Raw genomic sequence first — 24,127 nt, 5'->3', positions numbered from 1 at the left:
GTGGTCAGAACGCAGCGACCGCCAGTGATCCCGAGTTGCAAAGAGGCTTTGCAAAGGAGCTTTGCAACTGTTTATGATCTGAGGGTGGCAGATCGTCCTCCGGCTCAGGAGATCAGCGACGTGGCGGCGCTCCGGCTGCTCGCGCACCCGCTGCGGCGAAAGATCGAGCAGTGCCTGCGTGACGGGCCGGTGAACTCCACGACCCTCGCCCAGGCGCTAGGCGAGAGCACCGGGGCGACCAGTTACCACCTCAGGCAGCTCGCCAAGCACGGGTTCATCGAGGAGGTTCCCGAGCTGTCCAAGGGACGGGAACGCTGGTGGCGTGCCGTGCCCGGCGACCGCCGGTTCCCGCCCTACAGCCGCCAGACGCCGGAGATGCGCGAGGCGCTCTCGGAGATGGCGCGGCACAACGTCGCGGAGTTCGTCGAGCTGTTCTCGCGCTTCGCGGACGACCATGAGGCGCTGGGCGAGTGGGCGGACGCGTTCCTGTTCTCCCGCGCCACCGTTCGTCTCACGCTCGATGAGGTGAAGGAGTTCTTCGAGGAGTACATCGCGCTGGTCTACCGCTTCTCCCGGTCGGCGGAGGAGACGCCCCCCGGCGCACGCGCGGTGCATTTCCGGCTGCTCGGCATCCCCGAGGCGGCCGCCACCGAACCCGAGGCGGGCTCCGCGGAATGACCCGGGCCGCCGAGCGGCAACTCGGCGACCCGGTGTGCGGACTCCGTGTCACCACGCCCATGTGGGCGTGTCTTCGCGTACCCGAATCCCAGAGAAAGGAGAGCACGTCATGCTGCTCTCGTTCAAATCCCGCCGCGTCCGCGCGGTCGGGTGGGCGATCGGCCTGCTGGTGCCGTCGTTCGCGCTCGCGCTCGCGCCGTCGCCGGTGACGCCGACCCACGCCGCGTACGCCGCCGCACCGGGCGCCGCCCGCGACGGTCTGACCCGCACCGACGTCTCCTTCCGCGGCGGCGGCGGCCTGGTCCTGCACGGGACGGTCGTCGCGCCGAGCAGGACCACGGGTCGCGTTCCGGGCATCGTCCTGGTGGGCGGCTCGGGTCCAGGGCCCCGGCAGGAGTACGCGCAGGAGGCCGAGGCGTTCGCCCGTGGCGGGGTCGCCACGCTCGTCTACGACAAGCGGACCATCGGCTATTCCAAGATGCACCGCGACTTCTCCCTCCTGGCCGCCGACGCGCTCGCCGGCGTACGGACGCTCCAGGCCAGTCCCGGCGTCGACCCGGCGAAGGTCGGGTTGTGGGGGTTCAGTGAGGGCGGCTGGGTATTGCCGCTGGCCGCGTCACGGTCCTCGGACGTCGCGTTCCTGATCACGATCGGCGGCCCCGGCTACACGCCGCTTCGCACGCAGACCTGGTACCTCGCCGTGCATCTGCGGCATGACCACGTCTCCGGATCACTCCTCGACACGATCACGGGGCCGGCGGCGCACCTCGTCGACGGCGCGGGCCTGTTCCCGGCGGGCGGGTACGACCCGGTGCCCGTGCTCCAGCGCCTGCGGCAGCCGGTGCTCGCGCTGTGGGGCGAGCATGACACCCAGGTGCCGCCACGGGAGAGCGCGCAGATCTTCCAACGCGTCCTCGCCCGCGCGGGGAACGACCACGTGACCATCCGGTTCGTCGCCGGCGCCGGCCACAACGGCCACCGTACGAGTGACGGATTCGAGAATCTCGGCGGCCCGCTGCTGGGTGGTCACCCGCTGGGCGCCCTCGCGCCCGGCTACGCGGACACGATGACGGCGTGGATCCACCAGGTCGCCGCCGGTCACCCGCCGCTGTCCAGCGCCGCCGCGCCCCCACGGCAGGCGCTCACCAGCCGTGCCCCGTCGAACGGCGCCTGGTACGAGGCCAACGGCCTTCAGTGGGCCGCGATCGCGTTCTTTCTGCTGGCGTTCGCCGGATACCCGGTCACCGGGATCGTGCGCCGGATCCTCGGGCGCACCGCGGCGGTCCCGGCCCGCCGACCGGCCCGCCTGCTCGCGGCGACGGGTCTGGTGACCGTCGCCGGAACCCTCCTGTTCACGCTCGCGGTCTTCGCGACCAGCGGGCGGCTGGGCGACCCGGTCCTCGCCGGTCGCCCGCTCTCCTGGCTGGTCCTCCAGCTCCTCGCCGTCATCGTCGCCGTCGCCACGGTCGTCACCGCCGTCTCCGCCTGGCGGAACCGGCGTACGCCGGCGGCCGGCGGCCGGGTTCGCATCGCCATGGTGGTGACGGCAGGAGCGATCTTCATCCCGTGGGCGGTGTACTGGGGCCTTCTCGCCTGGTGACGAACGCCCCGCACCGCCCGCCCGCCCGGTCTGATCACTGGCGGTCGCCGCGTCACGACAGGCGGCGACCGCCAGTGATCTCGGCTCAGCGGCCGCCGAGGCCCTTGTCGAGGCCCGCGCGGCGCAAAGCGTCGGCCATCGCGCCTCCGCCGCCTCCGCCGCCGGAGCCGCCGCGGTCGCGGCGCTGCCGGCCGCCCGTGCGGTCGCCGCCGTCGCGGCGGCCGCCCTGCCGGTTTCCGCCCTCGCGGTTTCCGCCCTCCCGACGACCGCCGCCCTGCGGGCGGCGCTCGGCGTCGTCCTCGAGGCGGAGGGTGAGCGAGATCCGGTTGCGCGGGATGTCGATGTCGAGGACCTTCACGCGTACGACGTCGCCGGACTTGACCACGTCGCGCGGGTCCTTGACGAACGTCCGGGACATCGCGGACACGTGGACGAGACCGTCCTGGTGGACGCCGATGTCGACGAACGCACCGAAGGCCGCGACGTTCGTGACGACGCCCTCGAGGATCATGCCGGGCTGGAGGTCGGCGACCTTGTCGACGCCCTCCTTGAACGTCGCGGTCTTGAACGCCGGGCGCGGGTCGCGGCCCGGTTTGTCCAGCTCCTTGAGGATGTCGGTGACCGTCGGCAGGCCGAACGTGTCGTCGACGAAGTCCTGCGGCCTCAGCGATCGCAGGGCGGTGCTGTTGCCGATCAGCGACTTGAGGTCGCCGCCGCTCGTGCTCAGGATGCGCCGCACGACCGGGTACGCCTCCGGGTGCACGGCGGAGCTGTCCAGCGGGTCGTCGCCGTCCTGGATGCGCAGGAAGCCCGCGCACTGCTCGAACGCCTTCGGGCCGAGCCGGGGGACGCTCTTGAGCGCGTCACGGGTGCGGAATGGGCCGTTGGCGTCGCGGTGGGTCACGATGTTCTCGGCGAGCCCGGAGCCGATGCCCGACACGCGGGTCAGCAGGGGGACCGACGCGGTGTTGACGTCGACGCCGACGGCGTTCACACAGTCCTCGACGACCGCGTCGAGCGACCGGGACAGCTTCACCTCGGAGACGTCGTGCTGGTACTGCCCCACGCCGATCGACTTGGGGTCGATCTTGACGAGCTCGGCGAGCGGGTCCTGGAGCCGGCGGGCGATCGAGACCGCGCCGCGCAGCGAGACGTCCAGGTCGGGCAGCTCGCGCGAGGCGTACGGCGAGGCCGAGTAGACCGACGCGCCCGCCTCGGAGACCACGATCTTGGTGACCTTGGGATGCTGCTTGATCAGGTCGGCCGCGAGCTGGTCGGTCTCGCGGGAGGCGGTGCCGTTGCCGATCGCGACCAGGTCGACGTTGTGCTTTGCGACGAGGCGTCCCAGGCTGTCGAGGGCGTCCTTCCAGCGGCCGTGCGGCTTGTGCGGGTAGATGGTGTCGGTCGCGACCACCTTGCCGGTGTTGTCGACGACCGCGACCTTCACGCCGGTGCGGAACCCCGGGTCCAGGCCCATCGTCGTACGGCTGCCGGCGGGCGCGGCCAGCAGCAGGTCGCGCAGGTTCGTGGCGAACACCCGGACCGCCTCGTCCTCGGCCTCCTGGCGCAGCCGCAGCCGCAGATCCAGGTCGAGGTGGACGAGGACGCGGGTCCGCCAGGCCCAGCGGACGGTGTCCATCAGCCACCGTGCGCTCGTCGGAACCTCGAAACGGTGCGCGATGGCCAGCTCGTACGGGTTCGGCCGCGCGGGGTCGGGCTCCTCGGCGTCGGGCTCCATCGTGAGGTCGAGGACGTCCTCCTTCTCCCCACGGAGCAGCGCCAGGACCCGGTGCGAGGGCAGCTCCGACAGCGGCTCGGCGAAGTCGAAGTAGTCGGAGAACTTCGCGCCGGCCTCCTCCTTGCCCTGGCGTACCTTCGCGACCATGCGGCCGCGCGACCAGACGCGCTCGCGCAGGTCGCCGATGAGGTCGGCGTCCTCGGCGAACCGCTCGACGAGGATCGCGCGGGCGCCGTCCAGCGCCGCGGCGACGTCGAGGTCCGCGTTGGTGTACGACGCCGCCTCCGCCTGCGGGTCGAGGCTCGGATCGGCGAGCAGCGCGTCGGCGAGCGGCTCGAGCCCCGCCTCACGGGCGATCTGCGCCTTCGTCCGCCGCTTCGGCTTGTAGGGGAGGTAGATGTCCTCGAGCCGGGCCTTGGTCTCGGCGGCCATGATCTGCGCGCGGAGGGCGTCGTCGAGCTTGCCCTGCGACTCGATCGACTCCAGGATCGCCGCGCGCCGCTCGTCCAGCTCCCGCAGGTAGCGCAGCCGCTCTTCGAGCGTGCGCAACTGTTCGTCGTCGAGCGTGCCGGTCGCCTCCTTCCGGTACCGAGCGATGAACGGCACGGTGGCACCGCCGTCGAGCAGCTCGACGGCGACCTGAACCTGCCGCTCGCGCACGCCGAGCTCTTCGGCGATCTTCTGGTGAATCGTCGTCGACACGATCTCTGACCCGACCTCTCACTGAGCTTCGGGAAGCATTGTGCAGGCATCCGCCGTCGTTGTCGCGCCGCCCGCCGGACACGGCAGCGGTTCACCCCCGACCAACCAACCCCGACCGACCTCCCGGCAGACCGGCGAATAAGCGCATGGATCGGGCGAGTGGCCGGGTCTAGGCTGAGAGTCCTCTTGATCGTCCAGGGGAGGCGGTATGGCGGATCTGATGGCGTTCACGGAGGTCACCTCCGAGGAGGAACTGCGGGAGCTGCTCGGCGAGCCGATGCCGCGCGCGGCGTCCAAGGAACGGGTCCGGCTGCACCAGCGGGACCGGGAGTGGCTGGCGGCCTCGCCCTTCTGCCTCATCGCGACCGCCGACGCGACCGGAGCCTGCGACGTCTCCCCGAAGGGCGACCCGCCCGGCTTCACCCACGTCATCGACGATGTGACGATCGCCATCCCGGACCGGCCCGGGAACCGGCGCGCGGACGGGTTCCGCAACGTCCTGGCCAACCCGCACGCCGGCCTCGTCTACATCATCCCCGGTCGGCGCGAGACGCTGCGCATCAACGGCCGCGCCCGGGTGGTGCGCGAGGCGCCCTTCTTCGACGAGATGGTCGTCAAGGGCCACCGGCCCCAGCTGGCTCTCGTCGTGGAGATCGAGCAGATCTTCTTCCACTGTCCCAAGGCGCTCCTCCGCTCGGCGCTGTGGAAGCCCGAGACCTGGGACCCGGACGTCCTCCCCTCGCACGCGCGGCTCATCAAGGACGTCCAGCACACCGAGGAGACGTTCGAGGAGCTCGAGCGCTACTACGGCCCGGACTACGCCAAGCGCCTCTACGGCTGAGCCGAGCGGCCGTCCGCCTCACAGAGAGTGGCGGCGCAGCCGGGAGAAGCTGAGGACGGTGACCGCGAGGCAGACGACGGCGCAGAGAGCGAGGACCTCGGGCGCGTTCCGCAACGGGGTCACCGCGACGAGGACGCCCGCGAGGGGATAGGGGATCAGGATGAGGAGGACGACCGCCGAGACGGTGACGCCGAACTCCTCCACCGGAATGACCCGGGCCCGGGCTATCCGCAGGAAACAGGCGAACGCTCCTTCGGCCGCCAGGAACAGGCACGCCCACGTGAGGTAGGCGGCGTAGCCGGACGCCGACCCGGCGCCCGCGGCCGCCGCGCACGCGATCAGGCCGCTGACGAGCCCGATCTTCAGGATCCCCGTCCGGGAGGCGACCCTGGTCATGATCACGATCACGACCAGGGACGCCGCGGCCCCCAGCGTCCAGACGGCGCCGGCGTACGAGGCCGGCCGGCCGAAGCGGTCCTCCACGATCGCCGGTGTCATCCCGAGGATCGTCGCGGCGAGGAGGTTGAAGGCCGCGGTGGCGGCGACGATGGGGATCAGCGCCCGGTGGCGCGCCACCCCGCGCAGGCCGGCCGTCAGCTCGGCCCACGCCGAACGCCGGACCCGCTCGCCCGGCGGCCGCTCGGGAAGCCCACGGCACAGCGCCATGCTGATCAACACCAGCGCCAGCACGCCCGTCAGCACCCAGACGTCGCCGAGACCCACGAGGGCTCCGGCGACGAACGGGCCCGCGATGAGCGCCGTCTGGTCGATCCCGGCCTGCGCGGACTGCGTCCACGCCAGCGACTTCGAGCCGTTGATCTCCACGCCGAGCTTCTCGACGGCGATGTAGGAGGCCTGGCCGAAGGTACCGGCGGCGAAGGCGACGACGACGAGAAGGGCCCAGGCGGTCGAACCGGCGAGGAGGCCGACGAGCGCGCAGGTCAGCAGGGCGGTCCGGGCGGCCTCCGCGGTGAGGAGGCAGGCGCGCGATCCGAAGCGGTCCACCAGCGGGCCCGCGATCGGAATGCCGATCAGGCGCGGCGTCCATTCGAGGGCCAGCACCAGCCCGGACCAGGCCATGCTGTGGGTGGCGTCGAAGATCAGCAAGGGGATCGCGTAGGAGAGCGTCTCCGTGGCGAGGCGGTTCGCGGCGCGCACGATGATGGATCCGTACAGCGCCCGTGGCGACGCCCCGGCCCCCTCGGTCCCGTCGGCCGGCGCCGGGACGTGCACGTCCGAGGCCGTCATCGTTCCGCCGGGCTCAGCCGACAACGCTGATCCGATCGGCGAGCGTCCGCCGCAGTCGTACGGCGTCGTCGTAGGTGGCGGCGGTGAACATCAGGTGGCCGATCCGCGACCGCATGTCCTGGCGATCGGGGATGGGCCGCCCGGCGGGGATGGCGATCCGCGCGTCGTGCACCCCCGGCAGGCGCAGCGCCTCCTCCCAGCCGCGAAGCCCGGTGTGGCTACGTCCGGCGAGGCGCGGTTCGGTGACGAAGTGGATGCCGGCGACCGCCGCCGCGGGGGTCGCCGGAGCGGGGCACGGCACACCGGCCGCCGCGGCGAGCGACGCCTGCGCGAGGGACAGGCCGGTGACGGTCTCCACCATCTCGGCGATGTGGTCCCCGGCCATGCGAGCCCCGATCTCGATGAGGGTCGGCCCCTCGTCGGTGACCCGGTACTCGGCGTGGAACGCGCCCGTCGTGAGGCCGAGGGCCTTGGTGACCTGCTCCAGGTGGTCGGCCACGGCCTCGTGGCCCGGCACGTCCTGCGCGGGACGGACGATGTGGCCCTGCTGCTGGAAGTACGGCTCCGGCCCGAGGCACTTCTCGGTGATGGCCAGGATGGTGGCCTGCCCCTGCCGGACGTATCCCTCCGCGGAGAACTCCTGGCCGCGGAGGTACTGCTCGACGACGACGGTCGAGTCGGGGAGCCGCCCGGCCACCGGCAGCGTCTCGTCCGCGATCCGCCGGTAGCCGTCGATCAGATCCTCCCGGCTGTCGGCCCGCCGGACGCCGATGGTGCCCACCATCCCGGACGGCTTGATGACACAGGGGAATCCGACCGTCTCGCCCGCGTCGGCGGCCTCCGCAGGGGAGGAGGCGACGACGAAGGCCGGTGCCCGCACCCCGGCCGCGTGCAGTCGCGCCCGCATGGCCGACTTGTCGCGGACCACCTGGGCGTCGGCCGGGTCGATGCCGTCGACTCCGAGATCCGCCGCGATCGTGGCCGTGGCCGGGACGGTGAACTCGTCCCCGGCCACCACGGCGTGGACCGGGCGCTCCCGGTGGACCTGCCGGGACGTGGCCCGGAGCTCGGCCGCGGACAGCGTGCCGACGAACCGGATGTCGTCGATGAACTCCCGGACGTCGTCCGGCAGCGCGTAGACGTCGCGACCGGTCGTGATGACGGTGACGCGCATCCCCAGCCGCCGCGCGGCCTGGGGATACAGCTGTCCGGAGGAAGCGGGACCCACGAGCAGTACGTGCACGTTTGATACCTGATTTCTGGTCAGTCCATAACCCTCCGAAATATAGCCAGTTCTCCGTTTCCGGCGGTTTGCGGTCAGGTAACGTGATCATGACCGAGCGGCGGCTGCGTATCGCCCGACCGCACGAGTCCTGACAGAATTCCCTGGGGACCGCGAAGGGCCAGGTCAGGTGCCCGACCGGCTGCCCCGGACCTCGAGGTCGGCCAGCAGGACGGCGGTCGCCCGGGTCACCTCTTCGACCGCCCGGTCGAAGACGGCCTGGTTGTGCGCTGCCGGGCGCCGGAAACCCGACACCTTACGGACGTACTGCAGCGCCGCCGCCCGGATGTCGTCGTCGGTGACCTCTTCGATGGCGGGTGGCCGCAGCGTCTTGATGCTTCTGCACATGGGGCCATCCTGCACCCGGGATCCGACATCGACCCCACCGGTGATCCACTCGCCGTAGGCTGATGTCCGATTCGTACGGGTGATGGGGGGAACGCGGTGGGGCTGCCGGAGCATCTGGAACTGCTGCTCACGGACGAGCCGGTCCTCGACGTCTACGCCTACGGCCCGTGGCGGGTGCCCGACGGGCTCTTCGCGGAGATCGCCGATCGGATCGACGCGCTGCTGGCCGATCCACGCTGCGCGGACCTGACGACCGATGATCACAAGCTGCTGACACTGCCCGCCTCGTTGGTCGCCGCGGACCTGTATCAGATCATCGGCTTCCTGCCCGGCGTGAGCGCGATCCGCGGGGGCTCCCAGTGCCAGTTGACCGACCGCCTGCTCCGCCGGCACCTCAGCGACCCGGCCCAGCTCACCACCTCGAACACCTGGTGGAACACCTCGACCAACCTCTGGCGGCCGCCGATCGACTGGCTGATCGAGGTGCCGGACCGGGAACTCGCGCTCCGGCTCGCCCGTGACTGCCTGGCCGTGCTGGAGGGGATCGAGCCGCTCGAGGGCAGGCGGCGCGCGTTGCTGCGGCTGTACGACGCTCCGCCCGACTGCGACGCGAACCTGACGAAGAGCGAACTCCGCGCGCGGTGGGCCGCGCACGCCGACGACGAGATCCTCGCGGAGGTCCCCGAGCTGGCCGGGCCGGTCGGCTACCTGGAGTGGGTGTGGTCCGGGTTCCGCGCGGCGACCGACCACCTGGCCGGGGTGGTGCCGCGCAGCCGTCTCATCGGAACCCACCTGAGCCGGCTGCTGTTGCAGTGCGGTCTGGAGCGGGTGCCCGTCGAGCTGGCCGCCGTACTCGACGACGACCTGTACAAGGAGGTGTCCGCGCGGTTCCGGCGGGAGCGGAGCGGGTTCCGGGCCACCGTGTGGCAGGAGGAGATCCGGCTCTGGCTGGCCGAGGCGCTGGTCGCGGGCGCCGCCGACGCCTGCCGGGCCTGGCTCGACATGGCGACCCGGATGGTGGCGTGCGCGCAGGGCCTGCCCGGCGAGCCGCAGCGCAGCGGAAGCCGGGACCACACGCCGATCGACGATTTCCAGCGTGACCTGCGTCGCCTCTACGCCCCGCGCCGCCGCGTCGTCAACCCGCTCGCGGCCAAGCTCGCGACCGGCCGGGAGGACCGGCCCGCGGCCCGGGCGGAGAGCGCCGCGTCCGCCGATGTGGCCACCGGGCTCGTGGGCCAGCCCGAGGTCGTCGAACTGCTCCAGGAGGTCACCGAGGACAGCGAGACCGTGCGTGTGCTCCTGGCCGGGCCGGAGGGCACCGGCCGGCGCCTCGCCGTCGACGAACTGGCCACGGCGCTGCGGCTGCCCCGCGAACCGCTCTGGCTGACCCACACCGTGTTCGCGGGCCGGCCCCTGTACGAGGCGGCCGCCAGACTGCACGCCGAGGTCCGCGACGCCGCCGGGGAACGGCTGCTGGTGATCGACGGCCTGGACGAGTTCGCCGGCGAGGTCGGCAACGGCCAGGAGATGATCAGCGAGCTGCACCGCCTCCTGACCGTCCACCCGGACCTCCACCTGGTCGCGCTGTGCGGCGAGGCCGGGATCGAGCGGATCCGCGACGCCGATCCGGCCCTGCTGGGCCGGTTCCGGGTCGCCCGCACCCGGCCGTTCACGGTCGAGGAGTACGCCGAGCTGTTCGACCGCGAGGTGCGCCGGCGGGGCGTGCGAACGTACAAACGCGCCCGCGACGCCGCCGGTGAGCTGCTCGCGGCGACGCCGCCGACGCGGACCCTCCGCAACGCCCGCCTCGTCTCCCAGCTGGCGGACCGTGCGCTGGCCGCCGCGCGGAGCCGTACGGAGCCGGACGCCGAGCTCATCGTCAAACGCGCCGACGTGCCCCGCGCGTTCGGCTCCGCCGGTGTCGAGGACGACCCCCTCGCCGAGCTGGAGGCCCTGACCGGGCTGGAGACGATCAAGCGGGAGACCGGCCTCCTCATCGCGATGACGCGCGCGGAGGGGTTGCGCCGGGAGCAGGGACTGCCGGGCACCACCCCGGCGCGGCACATGGTGTTCACCGGCAACCCCGGCACCGGCAAGACCATGGTGGCCCGGCTGCTGGCCCGGATCTACAAGCAGCTCGGGACGCTGTCCTCGGGCCACCTTGTCGAGGCGTCCCGGGCGCACCTCGTGGGGGAGTACATCGGCCAGACCGCCCCGCGGACCCGCCGGCTGGTCGAGCGGGCGCTGGGCGGGGTGCTCTTCATCGACGAGGCGTACACGCTCACGCAGCCGTCGTTCAAGAGCGACTTCGGTCTCGAGGCCGTCGCGGAGCTGGTGAAACTCATGGAGGATCACCGGGACGACCTCGTCGTCATCGTCGCCGGCTACGAACAGGAGATGGCGGACTTCCTGCTCGCTAATCCGGGCCTCGACTCGCGGTTCGCCAAGCAGTTGCACTTCGACGACTACACCGACGACGAGCTGTGCGCGGTGTTCGAGCGGCTGGCCGCGGACGACGGTTTCGTCCTCGCGCCCGAGGTCGGCGACGCGCTGCGGGCGATGCTCCGTCGTACGGCGCGCGGTCCGTCGTTCGGCAACGGACGGTTCATGCGCAACCTGCTCGACAGCGCCATCGCACGCCAGGCGCAGCGCGTCACCGGTCTCGACCGGCCCGCGCGAACGGACCTGGTCACCCTGCGCGCCGAGGACCTGCCGTCCCGCCCGGCGGCCGAGCCCGAGGAGTTCGGCCTCTACCTGTGACGGAGCCGTACCTCCACGCGGACGCGTTCAGGAGAGACACTCGGCGAGGAAGCCCTCCAGCGCCGACCAGGCGCGCCGGGCGGTACGGGCGTCGTACTGGATCCCACGCTCGGGCATGTTCACGACCGGGGCCATGAAGGCGTGCTTCGCGTGGCCGAACGCCTCGATCCGCCAGTCGGCGCCGGCCTCGGTCAGCTCGCCGGCGAGCGCCACGACGTCCTCCGGCGGCGCGAAGGGGTCGTCCCAGCCGTGGTATACGGCGACCGCGCAGTCGATCGGCCGTACGGGCCGGTCGGGCGGAGGCGTCAGCACGCCGTGGAAGGCGGCGACCCCGCTGACGGGCAGGCCGGCCCGGGCCATGTCGAGCACGCACAGCCCCCCGAAGCAGAACCCGATGGCGGCCAGGCGCGAGGCGTCGACCTCGGGCAGCCCGGCGACGACGGAGATCACGGTGGCCAGCCGGTCCGCGAGCATCGCGCGGTCCGCCAGGAACGGTCCCATGCGCGCGTCGAACTCCTCCGGCGTGGAGGCGCTCACGCCCTTGCCGAACAGGTCCACGGCGAACGCCTGGTAGCCCTGCGGCAGGACGCGCTCCCTGCCGATCTCGATCAGGGCGTCGCTGAAGCCCTCCGCGCCGTGGAGGATCAGGACCGTGGGCGCCGGGGCCGGGATCGCCTCACTGGTCATCAGCACGCCTTCGAGCGTGTCGGAGCCGTGCCGGTACCCGACCGGCCTCGTCACCACCGGCGGCGCGCCGCTCATCGGGGGAGCACCTGGTCGGCGGAGTGCACCACGTGGTCGACGAAACCGCACGCGCGGGCCTCCTCGGCGGTGAAGTAGCGGTCGCGGTCGGCGTCGGCCTCGATCCGCTCGACGGGCTGTCCGGTGTGCAGGGCGATGCGCTGGAACATGAGGTGTTTCACCATGCGCATGTGCTCGGCCTGAATCGCGATGTCGGTGGCCACACCGCGGATCCCGCCGAGCGGCTGGTGCATGAGGATGCTGGTGTGCGGGAGGGCGTACCGCTTGCCCGGAGCCCCGGCGCACAGCAGGAACTGTCCCATCGAGGCGGTGAAGCCCATGGACAGGGTGGCCACGTCGTTGGGGATGAACTGCATGATGTCGTAGATCGCCATACCGGCCGTCACCGAGCCGCCGGGCGAGTTGATGTACAGGTGGATGTCGCGGTTCCGGTCCTCGGCCGACAGCAGCAGCATCTCGGCGCAGATCCGGTTCGCGATCTCGTCGTCCACCTCCTGGCCGAGCACGATGATGCGCTCGCGCAGCAGCCGCTGGAACACCTGCTCGGTCGCGGGCGGGGCGGGAGCCTCGGCGGTACGAAGGGTCGGTTCGAGGATTGTCTCCGGGGAAACGGTCATGGCGTCAGGAAACCGGCGGCTCAGAAACCGTGTCCAACAATTTCTGTGGCCGTTTGACAGCCGGGGGTTGTCAATCGAGAGTTTCTTGGGTGGAACCCGATCTCCAGGGCATGCGGGCGTTCGTCCTCCTCGCCGACGAACTGCACTTCGGCCGGGCCGCCGCTCGGCTCTTCCTCACCCAGCAGGCGCTGTCCAAGCGCATCCGCCGACTGGAGAACGCCCTGGCAGTGCCGTTGTTCGACCGCACCACGCGCCGGGTGGAGCTCACCCCGGCCGGCCGGCGGTTCCTGCCGCTCGCCCGGGACGCCGTCGCCGCGTACGACACCGCGGTCGCCGCCGTCCGCGAGACGGCGGCCCCGCTGCGCGTCGAGGTGTTCGCTGAGCGCTTCACGCCGCTGCGGGTCCTGCGGGAGGCCGCCGGGCGTACGCCGGGCCTCCGGGTGGAGCCGACGATGCGCCAGGGCCTGGCGACCGCGCTGCCGGCGGTGCGGACCGGCGAACTGGACGCGGCGTTCGGCCGTGTGCACGACGTCGGCGGCTTTTGGCCCGCCGACCTCGACCACCGACCCGTGCACCTCGAGCCCCTGCACGCCTTCGTCGACGAGGCACACCCCCTCGCCGACCGGCCGGTGCTGCGGCTGCCCGACCTCCGGACGGCGGGGATCGCGATGCCGGACCCCGGCGGCGCCGAGGAATGGCGCGGCTACCTGAGCCGCCTCCGCGACGAACTCGGCGTTCCGGTCCGGTTCACCGAGCCCGCGATCGGCGTCCGCGACTACGGGAAGCAGATGCGGCGCGAGCGGCGCGCCGTCATGCTCAGCGAGGCCGGTACGGACCTGGAGGACCCGCGGATGCGGCGGATCCCGATCATCGAGCCGGTGGTGATGCACCTGTGGTCCGTCACCTGGCGCCGCGAGAACCGGGATCCCCGCTTGCGCAGGCTGCTCGCCGCGCTGCCCGTCCCGTCCATCCCCGACCCGGGTGACCACCGCGTGTGGATCCCCGAGGTCGACCGCGCCGCCCTCGCCTGAACGGTTCCTTCGGAAATCGCCGGCGGGCCCCGCCGTCCGGTCAGCCGTGCTCGGTCAGCAGCTTGAGGACGGCGCGTTCGGCGGGGCCGCGCGTGGCGAGGTCGCCGAAGTCGCCGTTCTCGCCGAGCCGGCCGAGGATGGGGGCGATCGTGACGCCGCGCTCGTACAGCTCGATCACCCGGGGGTCGATGTACGACGCGCGGGCGACGGCGGGGGTGTTGCCGAGATAGTCGGCGACCTCCCGGACGACACGGGCGACGGCCCGCTTGCGGGTTCCGTTCGCCGCGGCGGCCCGCTCGGACACCGCGAGGCCGACGGCGGCCAGGACGGTGGCGTGCCACGTACGGAAGTCCTTGGCGGAGAACTCCCCGCCGGACAGCTCCCGCAGATGGTCGTTGATGTCGGTCGACGTGACGTCGTGCCAGCGGGGTCCGCTGCGGTAGGCGAGGAGTTCCTCCCCGCCGCTCCGGCGCCGTTTGAGGCTGCGGACGACCGCGCAGACCTCGTCGTCGGCGACGGCCTGTTCGCGCTGTTTCGAACCCTTGGCGACGTAGTCGAAGATGATCTGGTCTCCGCTCAGGCTGACGTGCTCCTTGCGGATCGTCGCGAGACCGTAGGTGCCGTTCTCCGCCGCGTACTCCTCACCGCCGGGGCGAAAGAACCCCAGGTCGATGAGGCGGACGGCGGCGGCGAGCACTCGCTGCCGGGTCAGTCCCTTCTCCCTCAGGTCGCGCTCGACCCTTTCGCGGAGGCGGGGCAGCACCCGGCCGAACTCCAGCACCCGGTCGTGTTTCTCCCGGTCCCGCTGCTCGCGCCACAGGTCGTGGTAGCGGTACTGGCGGCGGCCCGCCGTGTCGGTACCGACCGCCTGGATGTGCCCCTCGGAGTAGGGACAGATCCAGACGTTCTCCCAGGCCGGCGGGATCACCAGGGCCTTGACCCGGGCGAGCGTCTCCGGATCGCGCACCGGCTCGCCGTCCGCGTCGACGTAGCGGAAGCCCCGGCCGCAGCGGATCCGCCGGATGCCCGCGCACCCGAGATCGCTGCGCGAGAGTTCCACGTCGGTCATCGTCACGACCCCCGTCTACCCTCCCGGCGAGCAGGCATTCCGGCAGACCGGCATATCTCTCCCGTCCCGGGAAAGGGGCTCTTCACGACGGGAAGAGCGACGAGGGGGGCTCATCGTGAACGGTCCGCTCTCCGGAGCGTTGGCGGGCGCGGCGGGTACGGCCGCGCTGAACGCGGTCACGTACGCCGACATGGCCCTGCGAGGACGTTCGGGCAGCCAGGTCCCGGAACAGATGGTCGAGAAGACGACCGAGCGCGCCGGCGTGTCGCTCGGCGAGGACGAGACCGCCGACAACCGCCGTCAGGCCCTCGGCGCCCTGCTGGGATTCGGCGTGGGCATCGGGGTCGGCGTCGCGTACGGCCTGATCCGCTCGCGCGGGAGGACCCTGCCCGACGCGCTGGCCCTCGGGGCGGCGGCGTCCGTGGCGAGCGAGGGACCGGCCGTCGCGCTGGGCCTCACCGACCCGCGCACCTGGGGAGCCGCCGGGTGGGTCTCGGACGTCGTGCCGCACCTGGCGTACGGAGTCGTCACGGCCGCCACCTACCGAGGCCTCCGCGCGAACCGCTGACCGACCGGAAGGGAGCAGGGAAATGGGTGCGAAGAAGCCGGAGCGGGACGTGCCACTCGACGAGGGCGTGGCGAACAGCCGCGACGTCGGCGGCGAGCCAGACCCGGAAAAGCCGGACCAGGGCACCACCACCGGGACCACACCGAACGAGACGTTCGTCGGCCGCGTGCAGGGCCAGGACGTCGGCTACGCCGAGGAGACCGGCGCCGAACGCCGCGCCGAACAGGACGACTGACCGTACCCGGCGGGTGGCCGCGTGTCGTTCAGACCTGCGGGCCGGAGGCGCCGGTGTGATCAGTGATGGTGCCGAAGGCCCGGCGGTAGTCGCGGGGTGGCAGGCCGACGTGGCGGGTGAAGTGGTGGCGCATGGTGAGGGGTGTGCCGAAACCGCAGCGGCCGGCTATGGCGGTGATGGGCAGGTCGCTGACCTCGAGGAGGTGCTGGGCGGCCAGGACGCGCTGGGTCAGGAGCCATTGCAGAGGGGTGTCGCCGGTCGTCTGGACGAAGCGGCGGGCGAAGCTGCGCTCGGACATGCGGGCCAGGCTCGCCATCTCCGTGACGGTCCATGGGTGGGCCAGGTCGTTCAGGATTCGTTCGCGTAGCTCGGACAGGTCGTCGGCCTGGCCGGCACCGGTGGGGACGGGACGGGTGATGAACTGCGCCTGCCCGCCGGGCCGGAACGGTGCGGTGACCATGGTGCGGGCGATCTCGGCCGCGGCGGCGGCGCCGTGATCGCGGCGGACCAGGTGCAGGCACAGATCGATGCCCGCCGCCACGCCCGCAGAGGTCCACACGGCGCCGTCCCCGACGAACAGGACATTGGGGTCCACGGTCACATCGGGGTAGCGGCAGGCGAGTTCCTCGGCGTCGAGCCAGTGCGCGGTTGCCCGGCGGCCCTTCAGCAGACCGGCCGCCGCCAGCAGGAATGCGCCCGAGCACAGGGACGCGACGGTGGCGCCGCGTGCGTGGGCGGCGCGGAGAGCGGCGAGCACGTGCGGGTGGACGGGCTCTGTGGGGTACTGAACGCCGGGTACGACGACCAGGTCGCACGCTTCCAAGCCGTCCAGACCGAGATCGGGAACGCAGGTCACGCCCGGCTGCATGGGCACCGTGGCGCCGTGCGGGCCGCAGGTGCGCAGTTCGAAAGGGGGGACGCCGCGGGCGGTCCGGTCGAGTCCCCAGACCTCGGTGGCCACGGCGTAGTCGAATACGCGGGTGTGCTCGGTGACCAGTACTCCCACACGCAGCATGGCGGAAATCTATCCCACGTTGCCGTTTCTGCCGCTCACGGTTCGGGTGGGCTGCCGACCAGGCTGGAGAGCGATCTTTTCCGCGACGTGAGGAGTGCGGCGTCATGCCGTTGGCTTTGTTCGCTTTGGCCGTCATGGCGTTCGGCGTGGGGACTTCGGAGTTCGCCATCATGGGACTGTTGCCGCAGGTCGCCCGCGGGGTCGGAGTGTCGATTCCGGCCGCGGGGGGACTGATCACCGGATACGCCGCCGGGGTGATCGTCGGTGCGCCGCTCCTCACCGCGGCCTCGGCCCGCCTGACTCGCCGCGCGACCCTGCTGGTCGTCGCGGCGCTGCTGGTGGCGGGCAGCGTCTTGTCGGCGATCGCCTCCGGCTATGGCCTGCTGCTGGTGGCCAGGGTGGTCGCAGGCGTGCCGCAGGGGGCGCTGTTCGGGGTCGGGTCAGTGGTCGCGGTGCGGATCGTGCCGCCGGAACGACGTGGAAGCGCCATGTCGATCATGTTCGGCGGGTTCACCATGGCGAACGTGGCCGGGGTGCCGCTGGTGACATGGCTGGGGCAGGCCGCAGGCTGGCGGGCCACGTTCTGGGCGATCGCGGCGTTGGGCGCGCTGTCGGGAGTCGGTATCGCCGCGCTGGTCCCACGTCGGCTGCGGCCCGAGGGCGAGGCCGGGCTGCGTTCGGAACTGGCGACGCTACGGCGGCCGCAGGTCTGGCTCGCGATGGCGGTGACGACGGCGGGTTTCGGTGGTGTCTTCGCCTCTTTCACCTACGTGGCGCCGATGATGACCGACGTCGCGGGGTTCAGCGCTTCCAGCATGACGGTGCTGCTCGTCATCTTCGGTCTGGGCATGGCCACCGGCAACCTGCTGTCGGGCCGCTACGCCGGACGCCGGCTCATGCCCAGCCTGTACGTGTTCCTGGCCGGACTGACCGTCGTGCTGAGCGTGTTCGTGGTGACGGCGCACAGCAAGGCCCTCGCGGCCTGCACCCTGTTCATGCTCGGACTGTTCGGCTTCGCGACCGTCCCGGCGCTGCAGATGCGCATCCTGGACACGGCCGCAGGCGCCCCCACCCTCGCCTCCGCGCTGAACCTGTCGGCATTCAACATCGCCAACGCGCTCGGCGCGTTCCTCGGCGGCACGGTGATCAGCGCCGGGTTCGGCTACACCAGCCCCAACGCCATCGGCGCGGTATTGGCCGCCGCCGGGCTCGCACTGGCCATCTGCTCAGGGAAGATCGACGCGCGTGCCAAGGCGGCGATCGCACGATGACCGGCACGCCCGAAACCGAACGCTACACACCCGGCCATGACGCCTCCGCCATCGACTTCATGGCCGCCAGAACAGCCGCGACGCACGCGCGTTTCTTCCTGCCGCACCTGGCCTCGGGAATGACACTCCTGGACCTGGGGTGCGGGCCCGGCACCATCACCACCGACCTCGCCGCCGCCGTCGCACCGGGACACGTGCTCGGCCTCGACCGGCAAGCGGCCCAACTCCTCAGCGCACGCGCCCTCGCCCGAGGAAAAGGCCTCACCAACATCGAGTTCCAGGAAGGCTCCTGTTACGACATTCCCCTGGACAATCGATCCGTCGACCGCGTCTTCTCCCACGCCCTGATGGAACACCTCGCCCACCCGGCCCGTGCACTGGCCGAAATCCGAAGAGTGCTGCGCCCCGGCGGGAGAGTCGGCCTCTGCAGTCCCGACTGGGGCGGATTCCTGTTGAGCCCGCCGTCGGACGACGCCATCAGCGCCTACACACGCCTGCAGCAGGCCAACGGCGGAGACCCCTTCGTCGGCCGCAAACTCGGCCAGTACCTGCTCGACGCGGGATTCGAGCAATGCCACCTGAACGCGCACTACGAGCGCTACGCCGACCCCTCCCGCATCGCCGACTACCTCGCGGTCCAACTCGACGCGGCGGGACAGACCGCCCAGGCCCGCCGACTCCGCGATTGGGCCACCAGGCCGAGCGCGATGTTCGCCCAGGCATGGGTCACCGCCACCGCCACCCGACCCCATCACTGAGCAGGTCACCGGAGGTGACGACGTACATGCGGTTCAGGGAGGGCGGACATCGGCGACCGGCAACGGCGGGCCCGCGCGGCCGAGTTGAGAGCGGCCCGCGACTGACCACAGCGGTTGCGCGGAGGCGTGCCGAAACGCTCGGGAAAGCGGTCCTTGCTGGTGCTGATATGTGGGCTCTGGTCGCTCTCCAGCGAACTGTCGCCGAGCGTTCGGTCCGGCGCGGTCGCGGTCGCGCCTGACCCGGTCAGCCGCGCAGGTAGGCGTGGAGTTCTTCGGGGGTCATCTCGTCGAAGCGTCGCAGGGCCACGGCGAGGTAGCGGAGTTGGTCGGTGTCGGTGGTGGCCACGCAGACCTGGCCGCCGGCCCAGCGCCACAGTGGCAGTCCGCCGGTGTCCAGCACCGGCGACCAGCCCTGTGGCGGTGTCGGCGGGTCGGTGTCGGCCCGTTGCCGGCGTTGCAGGCTCATGCGGGCGGCGGCCGGGTACTTGCGGATGAGGAAGTCCAGGTGCAGTAACGCCCTGGCCTCGGACGGCGGGTGCGCCGCGAGCGAGTCGACCAGGGCGCGCAGCCCCGGTAGTGAGCGTATGAGCCGTTCCTCGGGCGTCATCGTCACTGTCCCCGCCGCAGTGGGACGCAGACGACCTTGCTGATCACCCGGATCAGTTCCTCGATGTCGTCGACGGCCAGGAGCCGGGACGAGTCGGTCAGGTGGCCGATGGGGACTCCCCAGGACCAGTGCCAGCGGAGGTGGTTCTGTTCATCGGGTCTACAGATGATCCTCTCGCTGAGGTGATTGCTCGCCCCGTGGATGAGAATTTCCGCCCCGTACTGCTCCGCGTTGAGTCCCGCCGCCTGGCATTCCTGGGTCAGCCACTTCGCGTACGCGTAAATGTCTTCCGCTGTGTACGGTTTCACGACTTATTCCCTTTTAATCGCCTGCCGTTTTCCAGTGACCAGGCTCACACGCTGAGTTACTTTGAGCTACAGACCGGCATCACCCCACGTCACACGTGGCCCCCCGAAAGGACTCACCATGACCAACGGCGCGCTGACCCGAGACCCCCTCGTCCGAGCCTTCGGCGCGGTGCTACGCGGCCACCGCGAAGCGGCGAAACTCTCCCGCGCGGCGCTCGCCCAGGCGCTGGGCTGCACGCCCCAGTGGATCGAAAAGCTCGAGACCGCCCTGCGCGCACCGTCAGAGGCGACGTCGGAGGACCTCGACACCTACTTCAAGACCCCGGAGACCTTCCACCGCATGTGGCTGGAGATCCGCCGCGCCGGCAAACACGCCGCACTACCCCCAGGCTTCTCCGGCTTCGTCGAGCTGGAAGCCAAGGCCACGATGATGTGCATCTTCGAGAACATGGTCGTCACGGGCCTCTTCCAGACCCCGCAGTACGCCCACGAGGTGCTCAAGACCGGCCGGAGACCCGAGGTGGTCGAGAGCCTGGTCGCCACACGGATGGAACGTCAGGTGATCCTCACCCGCGATGACCCACCCGAAATCGTCCTCGTCCTCGACGAAGGCGTCCTCCACCGCCCGATCGGCGACGAGGAGACCCGCAAAGAGCAGATCAACCACCTGATCGAGCTCGCCGAAGAACCCAACATCACAGTGCAGATCGTGCCAAGCCGGACTGGCACCTATGCCGGCCTACCAGGAGCGTTTACTCTGCTGAGTTTCGACGATGGTCCAGATCTCGTGTATGTCGAAGGTCACGCGGAAGGCCAGGTGACCGACCAGCCCGATAAAATTCGCGTTCATGTATTAAGCTTCAGTTTGATCAGGGGTGCTGCTATGTCCGCAGATGACTCCCTGAAGTTGCTTCGCACGGTTTGGGAGGACCTGTGAAGACTCTCGACGCGTCTGCCATCTTTTGGCGTAAGGCCAGCTTTAGCACGAACACAGGTGGCCAGTGTGTCGAAATCGCTGCGATGTGGCGCAGCCACAGCACCGACCTCGGTGGCCGGCGCGTTGAGGTCGCTGCCGTACCTCAGATGGCCGCCGGTCGCGAGGACTAGGGGCGCCGCCTGGTCGCCTTGGTGTTCACGGCCGCCGTACGTGATCGTGCGGCGGCCGGAACCGGGTGGTCGGCCGGTCAGGTCCCGGCGACCGCCTTGCTGACGCGGTTGGGTCCGTCGTACTCCTCCTCCGGGATCTCCTTCAGGTCGTCCATGACCTCCTTCGGCGCGCCCTTCTTCCTGGCGTGTTCGAGGAGGTGCTCCTTGGACGCCGGGTAGTCCACGCCGGACAGATACTTCTGCACTTCGATGAAGTCCTGAGCCATCGTCAAACCCTCTTCCCCGATGGGTACGCCGTACCCGGTCCGGGGTCGGGCGACTCACTGGAGCGAGTCGCGACCCACCTCGAAGCGGTCGTGGTAGCGCTCCTCCGCCTCCCTCAACAGGTCGTCGCTCAGGGCGGCGACGGGCCGGAAGTCGGCGACGAGGGGCTCGTGGTCCGGGCCGAAGTCGCAGACCTCACCGGCCAGGATCCAGGCGTGCCGGTCGTCCCCCTTCTCCGCCAAGTGGGCATATTTCCGGATCTGGCGAGCGATCCAGTCCTCCAACGGGCGGCTCCACCACTGCGGCGACCTCAGCGGGACGACCGAGAGGCCGGGCAGTTCCAGTCCGCTCTCGTAGTCACGGCTCGTCCCGTCGGCGTCCGACTCGGGCCCGCCCGAGTGCCGCAGGTACAGCTCCTCCCGCCCGCTCACCAGCTCCGTCAGCTCGCTCAGCTTCTCGATGCTTCTCATGGCGCCTCCCCTCAGTGCGGGAGAGCACTACCCGGCGCGAATGCGTCCTCACGGCTCGCGAGCACGTTTTACCCGCGTGCCGCGGTAGGCGGGCGGCTTCCGGAGCGTCGATGACCTCAGCGCCGCTCGATCATGGGCCCGAGGGGTACGACATCGACTGGGGGATCGTGATGACCGAAGAGGACCTGATTCCGAAGTCCGATGGGCTGTTCTTCATCGGGAACGCCACCACCGTGATCCGGTACGGCGGGTTCACGCTGCTGACCGATCCGAACTTCATCCGCCGGGGCCAGAAGGTCCACCTGGGTTGGGGCGTCATGACCACCCGGCTCCTGGATCCGGCGGTTCCCGTGGACCGGCTGCCGCCGCTGGACGGCATCGTCCTGTCCCACCTGCACGGGGATCACTGGGACCGGGTGGCGCGGCGGAACCTCGACAAGGAGCTGCCGATCGTCACCACGCCCCACGCGGCACGGCGGCTCAAGCCGCAGGGCTTCGGGAACTCCCACGGCCTGCGCACCTGGGAGGACCACGAGTTCGTCAGCGGCGACCGGGTCCTGCGGGTCATCTCGGCCCCCGGACGGCACGCGCCGGGGGCGTTCCAGATGCTGCTGCCGCCGGTGATGGGCAGCATCCTGGAGTTCGGCTCCCGGGGCGGGCGGGTCGACCTTCGGATGTACATCAGCGGCGACACCCTGATGTACGACGACCTGGCCGAGATCCCGCGCCGTTACCCGGACATCGACGTCGGCGTCGTCCACCTCGGCGGCACCAAGATCCTCAATGCCCTGCTCGTCACCATGGACGGCAGGCAGGGCGCGGACTGGGTGGAGCTGGTGAACGCCTCCCGCGTCCTCCCGATCCACCACAACGACTACACGGTGATGAAGTCCCCGCTGTCCGACTTCGACGCCGAGGTGCGCCGGCGCGGCCTCCAGGACAAGGTGCAGGTCGTGCAGCGCGGAACGCTCATCGAGCTGTGAGCCCGTGGCGGCCGTGTTGACGGTGATCCCGTACGCCGACAGCTCCAGCGCGAGGACGCGGGTCAGCATCTTCAGCCCGCCCTTGGCGGCGCAGTACGGGCCGGACCCCACGCGCGGGTACTCCTCGTGGACGCTCGTGACGTTGACGATCCGGCCGCCGCCCTGGTCGATCATCCGGCGGGCGGCGCGCCCATGCGCCGCCCCTCCCAGCGGCCCGGCCGCCATTCCGACCGGTCGCCGGCGTGCTCACCGGTCGCTCGGGGCGAGCAGGCCCTCCTCCAGCACCGTCTCGGCGAGCAGCTCCTTGTAGCCGACCTCGTCGAAGACCACCGTGAGACGGCCCTCCTTGGCGCCGAGGACGGTGCCGCCGCCCCAGTCCTGGTGCTCGACCCGGGCGCCGGACGCGAACACCGGGCGCTCGGAGTCGGCGGGGGTGGCGGTGCCCGCCCGGCAGTTGTCGCAGTTCCCGCAGGGGTCCTCGACCACCTCGCCGAAGTACCGCAGCAGGAAGCGGCGGCGGCAGTCGGTCAGCTCGGCGTACCGGCGCGTCATCTCGACGCGGGAGCGCTCCACCGAGCGGTGCTTCTCGGCGATCTCCCGGGCGATCGCGGCGACCTCCTGCGGGGGCGGCGCGTCCGGGAGCGGCTCGACGCGGCGGCGCAGGCGCAGCGCGCCGGCCGTCTCGAGCAGGTTGAGCAGCGCGGTGACGCGCCGGTCCGACACGTCCACGCGGCGGGCCAGGTCGCGGCGGGAGATCGGCCCGTCGACCGCCGCGGCGACGCGGGCGAGCAGTTCCTCCTCGGGCAGGCCCCCGGCGAAGAAGCGGCGCAGCCCCAGGTCCTCCGGGCGGTAGTGGCAGATCGCCTCCGCCGGTTCGCCGTCCCGCCCGGCCCGGCCGATCTCCTGGTAGTACTCGTCGAGGGACCCCGGGACGGAGGCGTGGACGACGAAGCGCACGTCGGGCCGGTCGATCCCCATCCCGAAGGCGCTCGTCGCGACGATGGTCTCTCCGTCCATGAACGCCCGCTGAGTCGCGGTCCGCTCGGTCTTGCGCAGCCCGGCGTGGTAGGCCCGGACCCCGAGCCGCTCGGCGTACTCCTCGGTCTCCCGGCGGGTCGCGGCGTACACGATGCCGGAGCCGGGCAGCCGCCGCGCCGCGTCCACGACGGCCGCCTCCTTCTCGTCCGCGTCGTGGAACATCGCGACCGACAGGCGGATCTCGGGCCGGTCGAAGCCGCGGATGACCCGCGCCGGGTCGCGGAGCCGCAGCCGTTCGACGATCTCCTCCCGCACCGGTGGAGCCGCCGTCGCGGTGAGCGCGGCGACCACCGGCCGGCGCGGCAGGCCCTCGACGACGCCGCCGAGGCGGAGGTAGTCCGGGCGGAAGTCATGGCCCCAGGCGGACACGCAGTGCGCCTCGTCGATGGCGATCAGCGCGGGCGGCGCCTCGGCCAGCACCGCCCGGACGTCGGGCCGGGCGAGCTGCTCCGGCGCCAGGAAGACGAAGCCCGTCGCTCCCGCGCGGAGCAGGGCGTACGCCTGGTCCCGGCGTTTCTCGCCGACGGCCGCGTTGACGCTGATGGCGGTGAGGCCCCGCTCCCGCAGCCCCTGGGTCTGGTCCCGCTGCAGGGACAGCAGGGGCGACACGACGACCGCCGGTCCGCCGAGGGCGACGGCCGCGAGCTCGTAGATCGCCGACTTCCCCGCCCCGCTGGGCATGACCACGAGGCAGTCACGGCCCTTCACCAGCTCGGCCGCGGCCTCCTCCTGCGCGGGCCGCAGCCCGGCGAGGCCGAGCCGCGCGCCGGCGATCTCTCGCAGACTCTGGTTCCCCGTCATGCGGCCAGGGCTACCCCGGAACGACC

25 protein-coding genes and 1 pseudogene are annotated in these 24,127 nt (G+C 71.3%); 12 read left to right on the top strand and 14 right to left on the bottom strand.

Translation table 11 applies throughout. The features are described from left to right. Positions 1–84 precede the first annotated feature (84 nt). Both ABD978_RS26810 and ABD978_RS26805 read left to right on the top strand, forming a co-directional pair. Positions 85–678, top strand: a complete 594-nt coding sequence (locus tag ABD978_RS26810) for an ArsR/SmtB family transcription factor (RefSeq protein ID WP_345360249.1) — start codon at positions 85–87, stop codon at positions 676–678. Between the two features lie 109 nt (positions 679–787). Then, complete coding sequence (locus tag ABD978_RS26805; protein WP_345360246.1) at positions 788–2,278, top strand: alpha/beta hydrolase family protein; 1,491 nt, start codon at positions 788–790, stop codon at positions 2,276–2,278. An 85-nt stretch (positions 2,279–2,363) separates the two neighbouring features. Here the strand turns inward: ABD978_RS26805 and ABD978_RS26800 are convergent, their stop codons facing one another. After that, positions 2,364–4,718, bottom strand: a complete 2,355-nt coding sequence (locus ABD978_RS26800) for a Tex family protein (protein ID WP_345360243.1) — start codon at positions 4,716–4,718, stop codon at positions 2,364–2,366. A gap of 208 nt (positions 4,719–4,926) precedes the next feature. Here ABD978_RS26800 and ABD978_RS26795 point away from each other — a divergent pair, with 208 nt between their 5' ends. Next, the gene (locus ABD978_RS26795; RefSeq protein WP_345360240.1) at positions 4,927–5,559 is read left to right on the top strand and encodes a pyridoxamine 5'-phosphate oxidase family protein; all 633 of its coding nucleotides are present in this window, start codon (positions 4,927–4,929) and stop codon (positions 5,557–5,559) included. A gap of 18 nt (positions 5,560–5,577) precedes the next feature. Here ABD978_RS26795 and ABD978_RS26790 read toward each other — a convergent pair whose 3' ends face one another. From ABD978_RS26790 to ABD978_RS26780, 3 genes are all read right to left on the bottom strand, one after another. Further along, positions 5,578–6,807 (bottom strand): MFS transporter, encoded by a 1,230-nt coding sequence (locus ABD978_RS26790; RefSeq protein WP_345360237.1) that lies wholly within the window; start codon positions 6,805–6,807, stop codon positions 5,578–5,580. 13 nt (positions 6,808–6,820) lie between these two features. Continuing rightward, positions 6,821–8,050, bottom strand: coding sequence for an ATP-grasp domain-containing protein (locus ABD978_RS26785; protein ID WP_345360234.1), 1,230 nt, complete (start codon positions 8,048–8,050; stop codon positions 6,821–6,823). 165 nt (positions 8,051–8,215) lie between these two features. Beyond that, complete coding sequence (locus tag ABD978_RS26780) at positions 8,216–8,437, bottom strand: DUF2277 domain-containing protein (protein ID WP_345360231.1); 222 nt, start codon at positions 8,435–8,437, stop codon at positions 8,216–8,218. Between the two features lie 96 nt (positions 8,438–8,533). Here ABD978_RS26780 and ABD978_RS26775 point away from each other — a divergent pair, with 96 nt between their 5' ends. Beyond that, a complete protein-coding gene (locus ABD978_RS26775) occupies positions 8,534–11,197 on the top strand; it encodes an AAA family ATPase (RefSeq protein WP_345360228.1) in 2,664 nt (887 codons plus the stop codon). 27 nt (positions 11,198–11,224) lie between these two features. Here the strand turns inward: ABD978_RS26775 and ABD978_RS26770 are convergent, their stop codons facing one another. After that, the gene (locus ABD978_RS26770; RefSeq protein ID WP_345360225.1) at positions 11,225–11,959 is read right to left on the bottom strand and encodes a dienelactone hydrolase family protein; all 735 of its coding nucleotides are present in this window, start codon (positions 11,957–11,959) and stop codon (positions 11,225–11,227) included. Continuing rightward, positions 11,956–12,576: an ATP-dependent Clp protease proteolytic subunit gene (locus ABD978_RS26765; protein ID WP_345360222.1), complete on the bottom strand. Its 621-nt coding sequence runs from the start codon at positions 12,574–12,576 to the stop codon at positions 11,956–11,958. Before ABD978_RS26765 ends, ABD978_RS26770 begins: the two co-directional genes overlap by 4 nt. 89 nt (positions 12,577–12,665) lie before the next feature. Here ABD978_RS26765 and ABD978_RS26760 point away from each other — a divergent pair, with 89 nt between their 5' ends. After that, the gene (locus ABD978_RS26760) at positions 12,666–13,607 is read left to right on the top strand and encodes a LysR family transcriptional regulator (protein WP_345360219.1); all 942 of its coding nucleotides are present in this window, start codon (positions 12,666–12,668) and stop codon (positions 13,605–13,607) included. A gap of 40 nt (positions 13,608–13,647) precedes the next feature. Here ABD978_RS26760 and ABD978_RS26755 read toward each other — a convergent pair whose 3' ends face one another. Next, positions 13,648–14,676 (bottom strand): DNA topoisomerase IB, encoded by a 1,029-nt coding sequence (locus ABD978_RS26755; protein WP_345360547.1) that lies wholly within the window; start codon positions 14,674–14,676, stop codon positions 13,648–13,650. Positions 14,677–14,791: 115 nt separating this feature from the next. Here ABD978_RS26755 and ABD978_RS26750 point away from each other — a divergent pair, with 115 nt between their 5' ends. Both ABD978_RS26750 and ABD978_RS26745 read left to right on the top strand, forming a co-directional pair. Beyond that, entirely contained in the window at positions 14,792–15,244 is a 453-nt protein-coding gene (locus ABD978_RS26750; RefSeq protein ID WP_345360216.1) for a hypothetical protein, read from the top strand. Positions 15,245–15,266: 22 nt separating this feature from the next. Beyond that, positions 15,267–15,479 (top strand): hypothetical protein, encoded by a 213-nt coding sequence (locus tag ABD978_RS26745; RefSeq protein ID WP_345360213.1) that lies wholly within the window; start codon positions 15,267–15,269, stop codon positions 15,477–15,479. Positions 15,480–15,507: 28 nt separating this feature from the next. Here the strand turns inward: ABD978_RS26745 and ABD978_RS26740 are convergent, their stop codons facing one another. Next, positions 15,508–16,494 carry a GlxA family transcriptional regulator gene (locus ABD978_RS26740; RefSeq protein ID WP_345360210.1) on the bottom strand — a complete coding sequence of 329 codons (987 nt, stop codon included), beginning with the start codon at positions 16,492–16,494 and terminating at the stop codon, positions 15,508–15,510. Positions 16,495–16,598: 104 nt separating this feature from the next. On the opposite strand from ABD978_RS26740, the gene ABD978_RS26735 reads away from it, so the two are divergent. Both ABD978_RS26735 and ABD978_RS26730 read left to right on the top strand, forming a co-directional pair. Then, positions 16,599–17,765: an MFS transporter gene (locus tag ABD978_RS26735; protein WP_345360207.1), complete on the top strand. Its 1,167-nt coding sequence runs from the start codon at positions 16,599–16,601 to the stop codon at positions 17,763–17,765. Beyond that, a complete protein-coding gene (locus ABD978_RS26730; protein WP_345360204.1) occupies positions 17,762–18,523 on the top strand; it encodes a methyltransferase domain-containing protein in 762 nt (253 codons plus the stop codon). The genes ABD978_RS26735 and ABD978_RS26730 overlap by 4 nt, the downstream gene beginning before the upstream one ends. A gap of 244 nt (positions 18,524–18,767) precedes the next feature. On the opposite strand, the gene ABD978_RS26725 is transcribed toward ABD978_RS26730, so the two are convergent. Together ABD978_RS26725 and ABD978_RS26720 are read right to left on the bottom strand one after the other, a co-directional pair. Then, positions 18,768–19,130 carry a hypothetical protein gene (locus tag ABD978_RS26725; RefSeq protein WP_345360201.1) on the bottom strand — a complete coding sequence of 121 codons (363 nt, stop codon included), beginning with the start codon at positions 19,128–19,130 and terminating at the stop codon, positions 18,768–18,770. 2 nt (positions 19,131–19,132) lie between these two features. Continuing rightward, positions 19,133–19,438, bottom strand: a complete 306-nt coding sequence (locus ABD978_RS26720; RefSeq protein ID WP_345360198.1) for a hypothetical protein — start codon at positions 19,436–19,438, stop codon at positions 19,133–19,135. Positions 19,439–19,556: 118 nt separating this feature from the next. On the opposite strand from ABD978_RS26720, the gene ABD978_RS26715 reads away from it, so the two are divergent. Next, positions 19,557–20,375 (top strand): helix-turn-helix domain-containing protein, encoded by an 819-nt coding sequence (locus ABD978_RS26715; RefSeq protein WP_345360195.1) that lies wholly within the window; start codon positions 19,557–19,559, stop codon positions 20,373–20,375. Beyond that, a complete protein-coding gene (locus ABD978_RS43990; RefSeq protein WP_425550765.1) occupies positions 20,372–20,545 on the top strand; it encodes a DUF397 domain-containing protein in 174 nt (57 codons plus the stop codon). Before ABD978_RS26715 ends, ABD978_RS43990 begins: the two co-directional genes overlap by 4 nt. Positions 20,546–20,622: 77 nt before the next feature. On the opposite strand, the gene ABD978_RS26710 is transcribed toward ABD978_RS43990, so the two are convergent. Further along, on the bottom strand, positions 20,623–20,811 hold the full coding sequence (locus tag ABD978_RS26710) for a DUF2795 domain-containing protein (protein WP_345360191.1): 189 nt from the start codon (positions 20,809–20,811) through the stop codon (positions 20,623–20,625). A 54-nt stretch (positions 20,812–20,865) separates the two neighbouring features. After that, entirely contained in the window at positions 20,866–21,279 is a 414-nt protein-coding gene (locus tag ABD978_RS26705) for a DUF6098 family protein (RefSeq protein ID WP_345360188.1), read from the bottom strand. A gap of 110 nt (positions 21,280–21,389) precedes the next feature. Here ABD978_RS26705 and ABD978_RS26700 point away from each other — a divergent pair, with 110 nt between their 5' ends. Next, positions 21,390–22,262 carry an MBL fold metallo-hydrolase gene (locus ABD978_RS26700; protein ID WP_345360185.1) on the top strand — a complete coding sequence of 291 codons (873 nt, stop codon included), beginning with the start codon at positions 21,390–21,392 and terminating at the stop codon, positions 22,260–22,262. Between the two features lie 12 nt (positions 22,263–22,274). Here the strand turns inward: ABD978_RS26700 and ABD978_RS26695 are convergent. Further along, positions 22,275–22,487 (bottom strand): annotated as a pseudogene (locus tag ABD978_RS26695) (SDR family NAD(P)-dependent oxidoreductase); the annotation flags it as partial. Between the two features lie 21 nt (positions 22,488–22,508). Next, positions 22,509–24,101 (bottom strand): RecQ family ATP-dependent DNA helicase, encoded by a 1,593-nt coding sequence (locus ABD978_RS26690; protein ID WP_345360182.1) that lies wholly within the window; start codon positions 24,099–24,101, stop codon positions 22,509–22,511. Positions 24,102–24,127 lie beyond the last annotated feature (26 nt).

The organism is Actinoallomurus liliacearum (assembly GCF_039542035.1).
Lineage (GTDB): Bacteria > Actinomycetota > Actinomycetes > Streptosporangiales > Streptosporangiaceae > Actinoallomurus > Actinoallomurus liliacearum.
Note: the sequence above shows the minus strand (reverse complement) of the source record. Positions and strands in the feature narration are given on the sequence as shown.

Excerpts from the sequence above, each read along its gene's own strand:
- ABD978_RS26805 (WP_345360246.1), top strand. The coding sequence starts at position 788 with ATGCTGCTCTCGTTCAAATCCCGCCGCGTCCGCGCGGTCGGGTGGGCG.
- ABD978_RS26795 (WP_345360240.1), top strand. The coding sequence starts at position 4,927 with ATGGCGGATCTGATGGCGTTCACGGAGGTCACCTCCGAGGAGGAACTG.
- ABD978_RS26790 (WP_345360237.1), bottom strand. The coding sequence starts at position 6,807 with ATGACGGCCTCGGACGTGCACGTCCCGGCGCCGGCCGACGGGACCGAG.
- ABD978_RS26780 (WP_345360231.1), bottom strand. The coding sequence starts at position 8,437 with ATGTGCAGAAGCATCAAGACGCTGCGGCCACCCGCCATCGAAGAGGTC.
- ABD978_RS26770 (WP_345360225.1), bottom strand. The coding sequence starts at position 11,959 with ATGAGCGGCGCGCCGCCGGTGGTGACGAGGCCGGTCGGGTACCGGCAC.
- ABD978_RS26765 (WP_345360222.1), bottom strand. The coding sequence starts at position 12,576 with ATGACCGTTTCCCCGGAGACAATCCTCGAACCGACCCTTCGTACCGCC.
- ABD978_RS26755 (WP_345360547.1), bottom strand. The coding sequence starts at position 14,676 with ATGACCGACGTGGAACTCTCGCGCAGCGATCTCGGGTGCGCGGGCATC.
- ABD978_RS26745 (WP_345360213.1), top strand. The coding sequence starts at position 15,267 with ATGGGTGCGAAGAAGCCGGAGCGGGACGTGCCACTCGACGAGGGCGTG.
- ABD978_RS26740 (WP_345360210.1), bottom strand. The coding sequence starts at position 16,494 with ATGCTGCGTGTGGGAGTACTGGTCACCGAGCACACCCGCGTATTCGAC.
- ABD978_RS26735 (WP_345360207.1), top strand. The coding sequence starts at position 16,599 with ATGCCGTTGGCTTTGTTCGCTTTGGCCGTCATGGCGTTCGGCGTGGGG.
- ABD978_RS26730 (WP_345360204.1), top strand. The coding sequence starts at position 17,762 with ATGACCGGCACGCCCGAAACCGAACGCTACACACCCGGCCATGACGCC.
- ABD978_RS26725 (WP_345360201.1), bottom strand. The coding sequence starts at position 19,130 with ATGACGCCCGAGGAACGGCTCATACGCTCACTACCGGGGCTGCGCGCC.
- ABD978_RS26715 (WP_345360195.1), top strand. The coding sequence starts at position 19,557 with ATGACCAACGGCGCGCTGACCCGAGACCCCCTCGTCCGAGCCTTCGGC.
- ABD978_RS26710 (WP_345360191.1), bottom strand. The coding sequence starts at position 20,811 with ATGGCTCAGGACTTCATCGAAGTGCAGAAGTATCTGTCCGGCGTGGAC.
- ABD978_RS26705 (WP_345360188.1), bottom strand. The coding sequence starts at position 21,279 with ATGAGAAGCATCGAGAAGCTGAGCGAGCTGACGGAGCTGGTGAGCGGG.
- ABD978_RS26700 (WP_345360185.1), top strand. The coding sequence starts at position 21,390 with ATGACCTCAGCGCCGCTCGATCATGGGCCCGAGGGGTACGACATCGAC.
- ABD978_RS26690 (WP_345360182.1), bottom strand. The coding sequence starts at position 24,101 with ATGACGGGGAACCAGAGTCTGCGAGAGATCGCCGGCGCGCGGCTCGGC.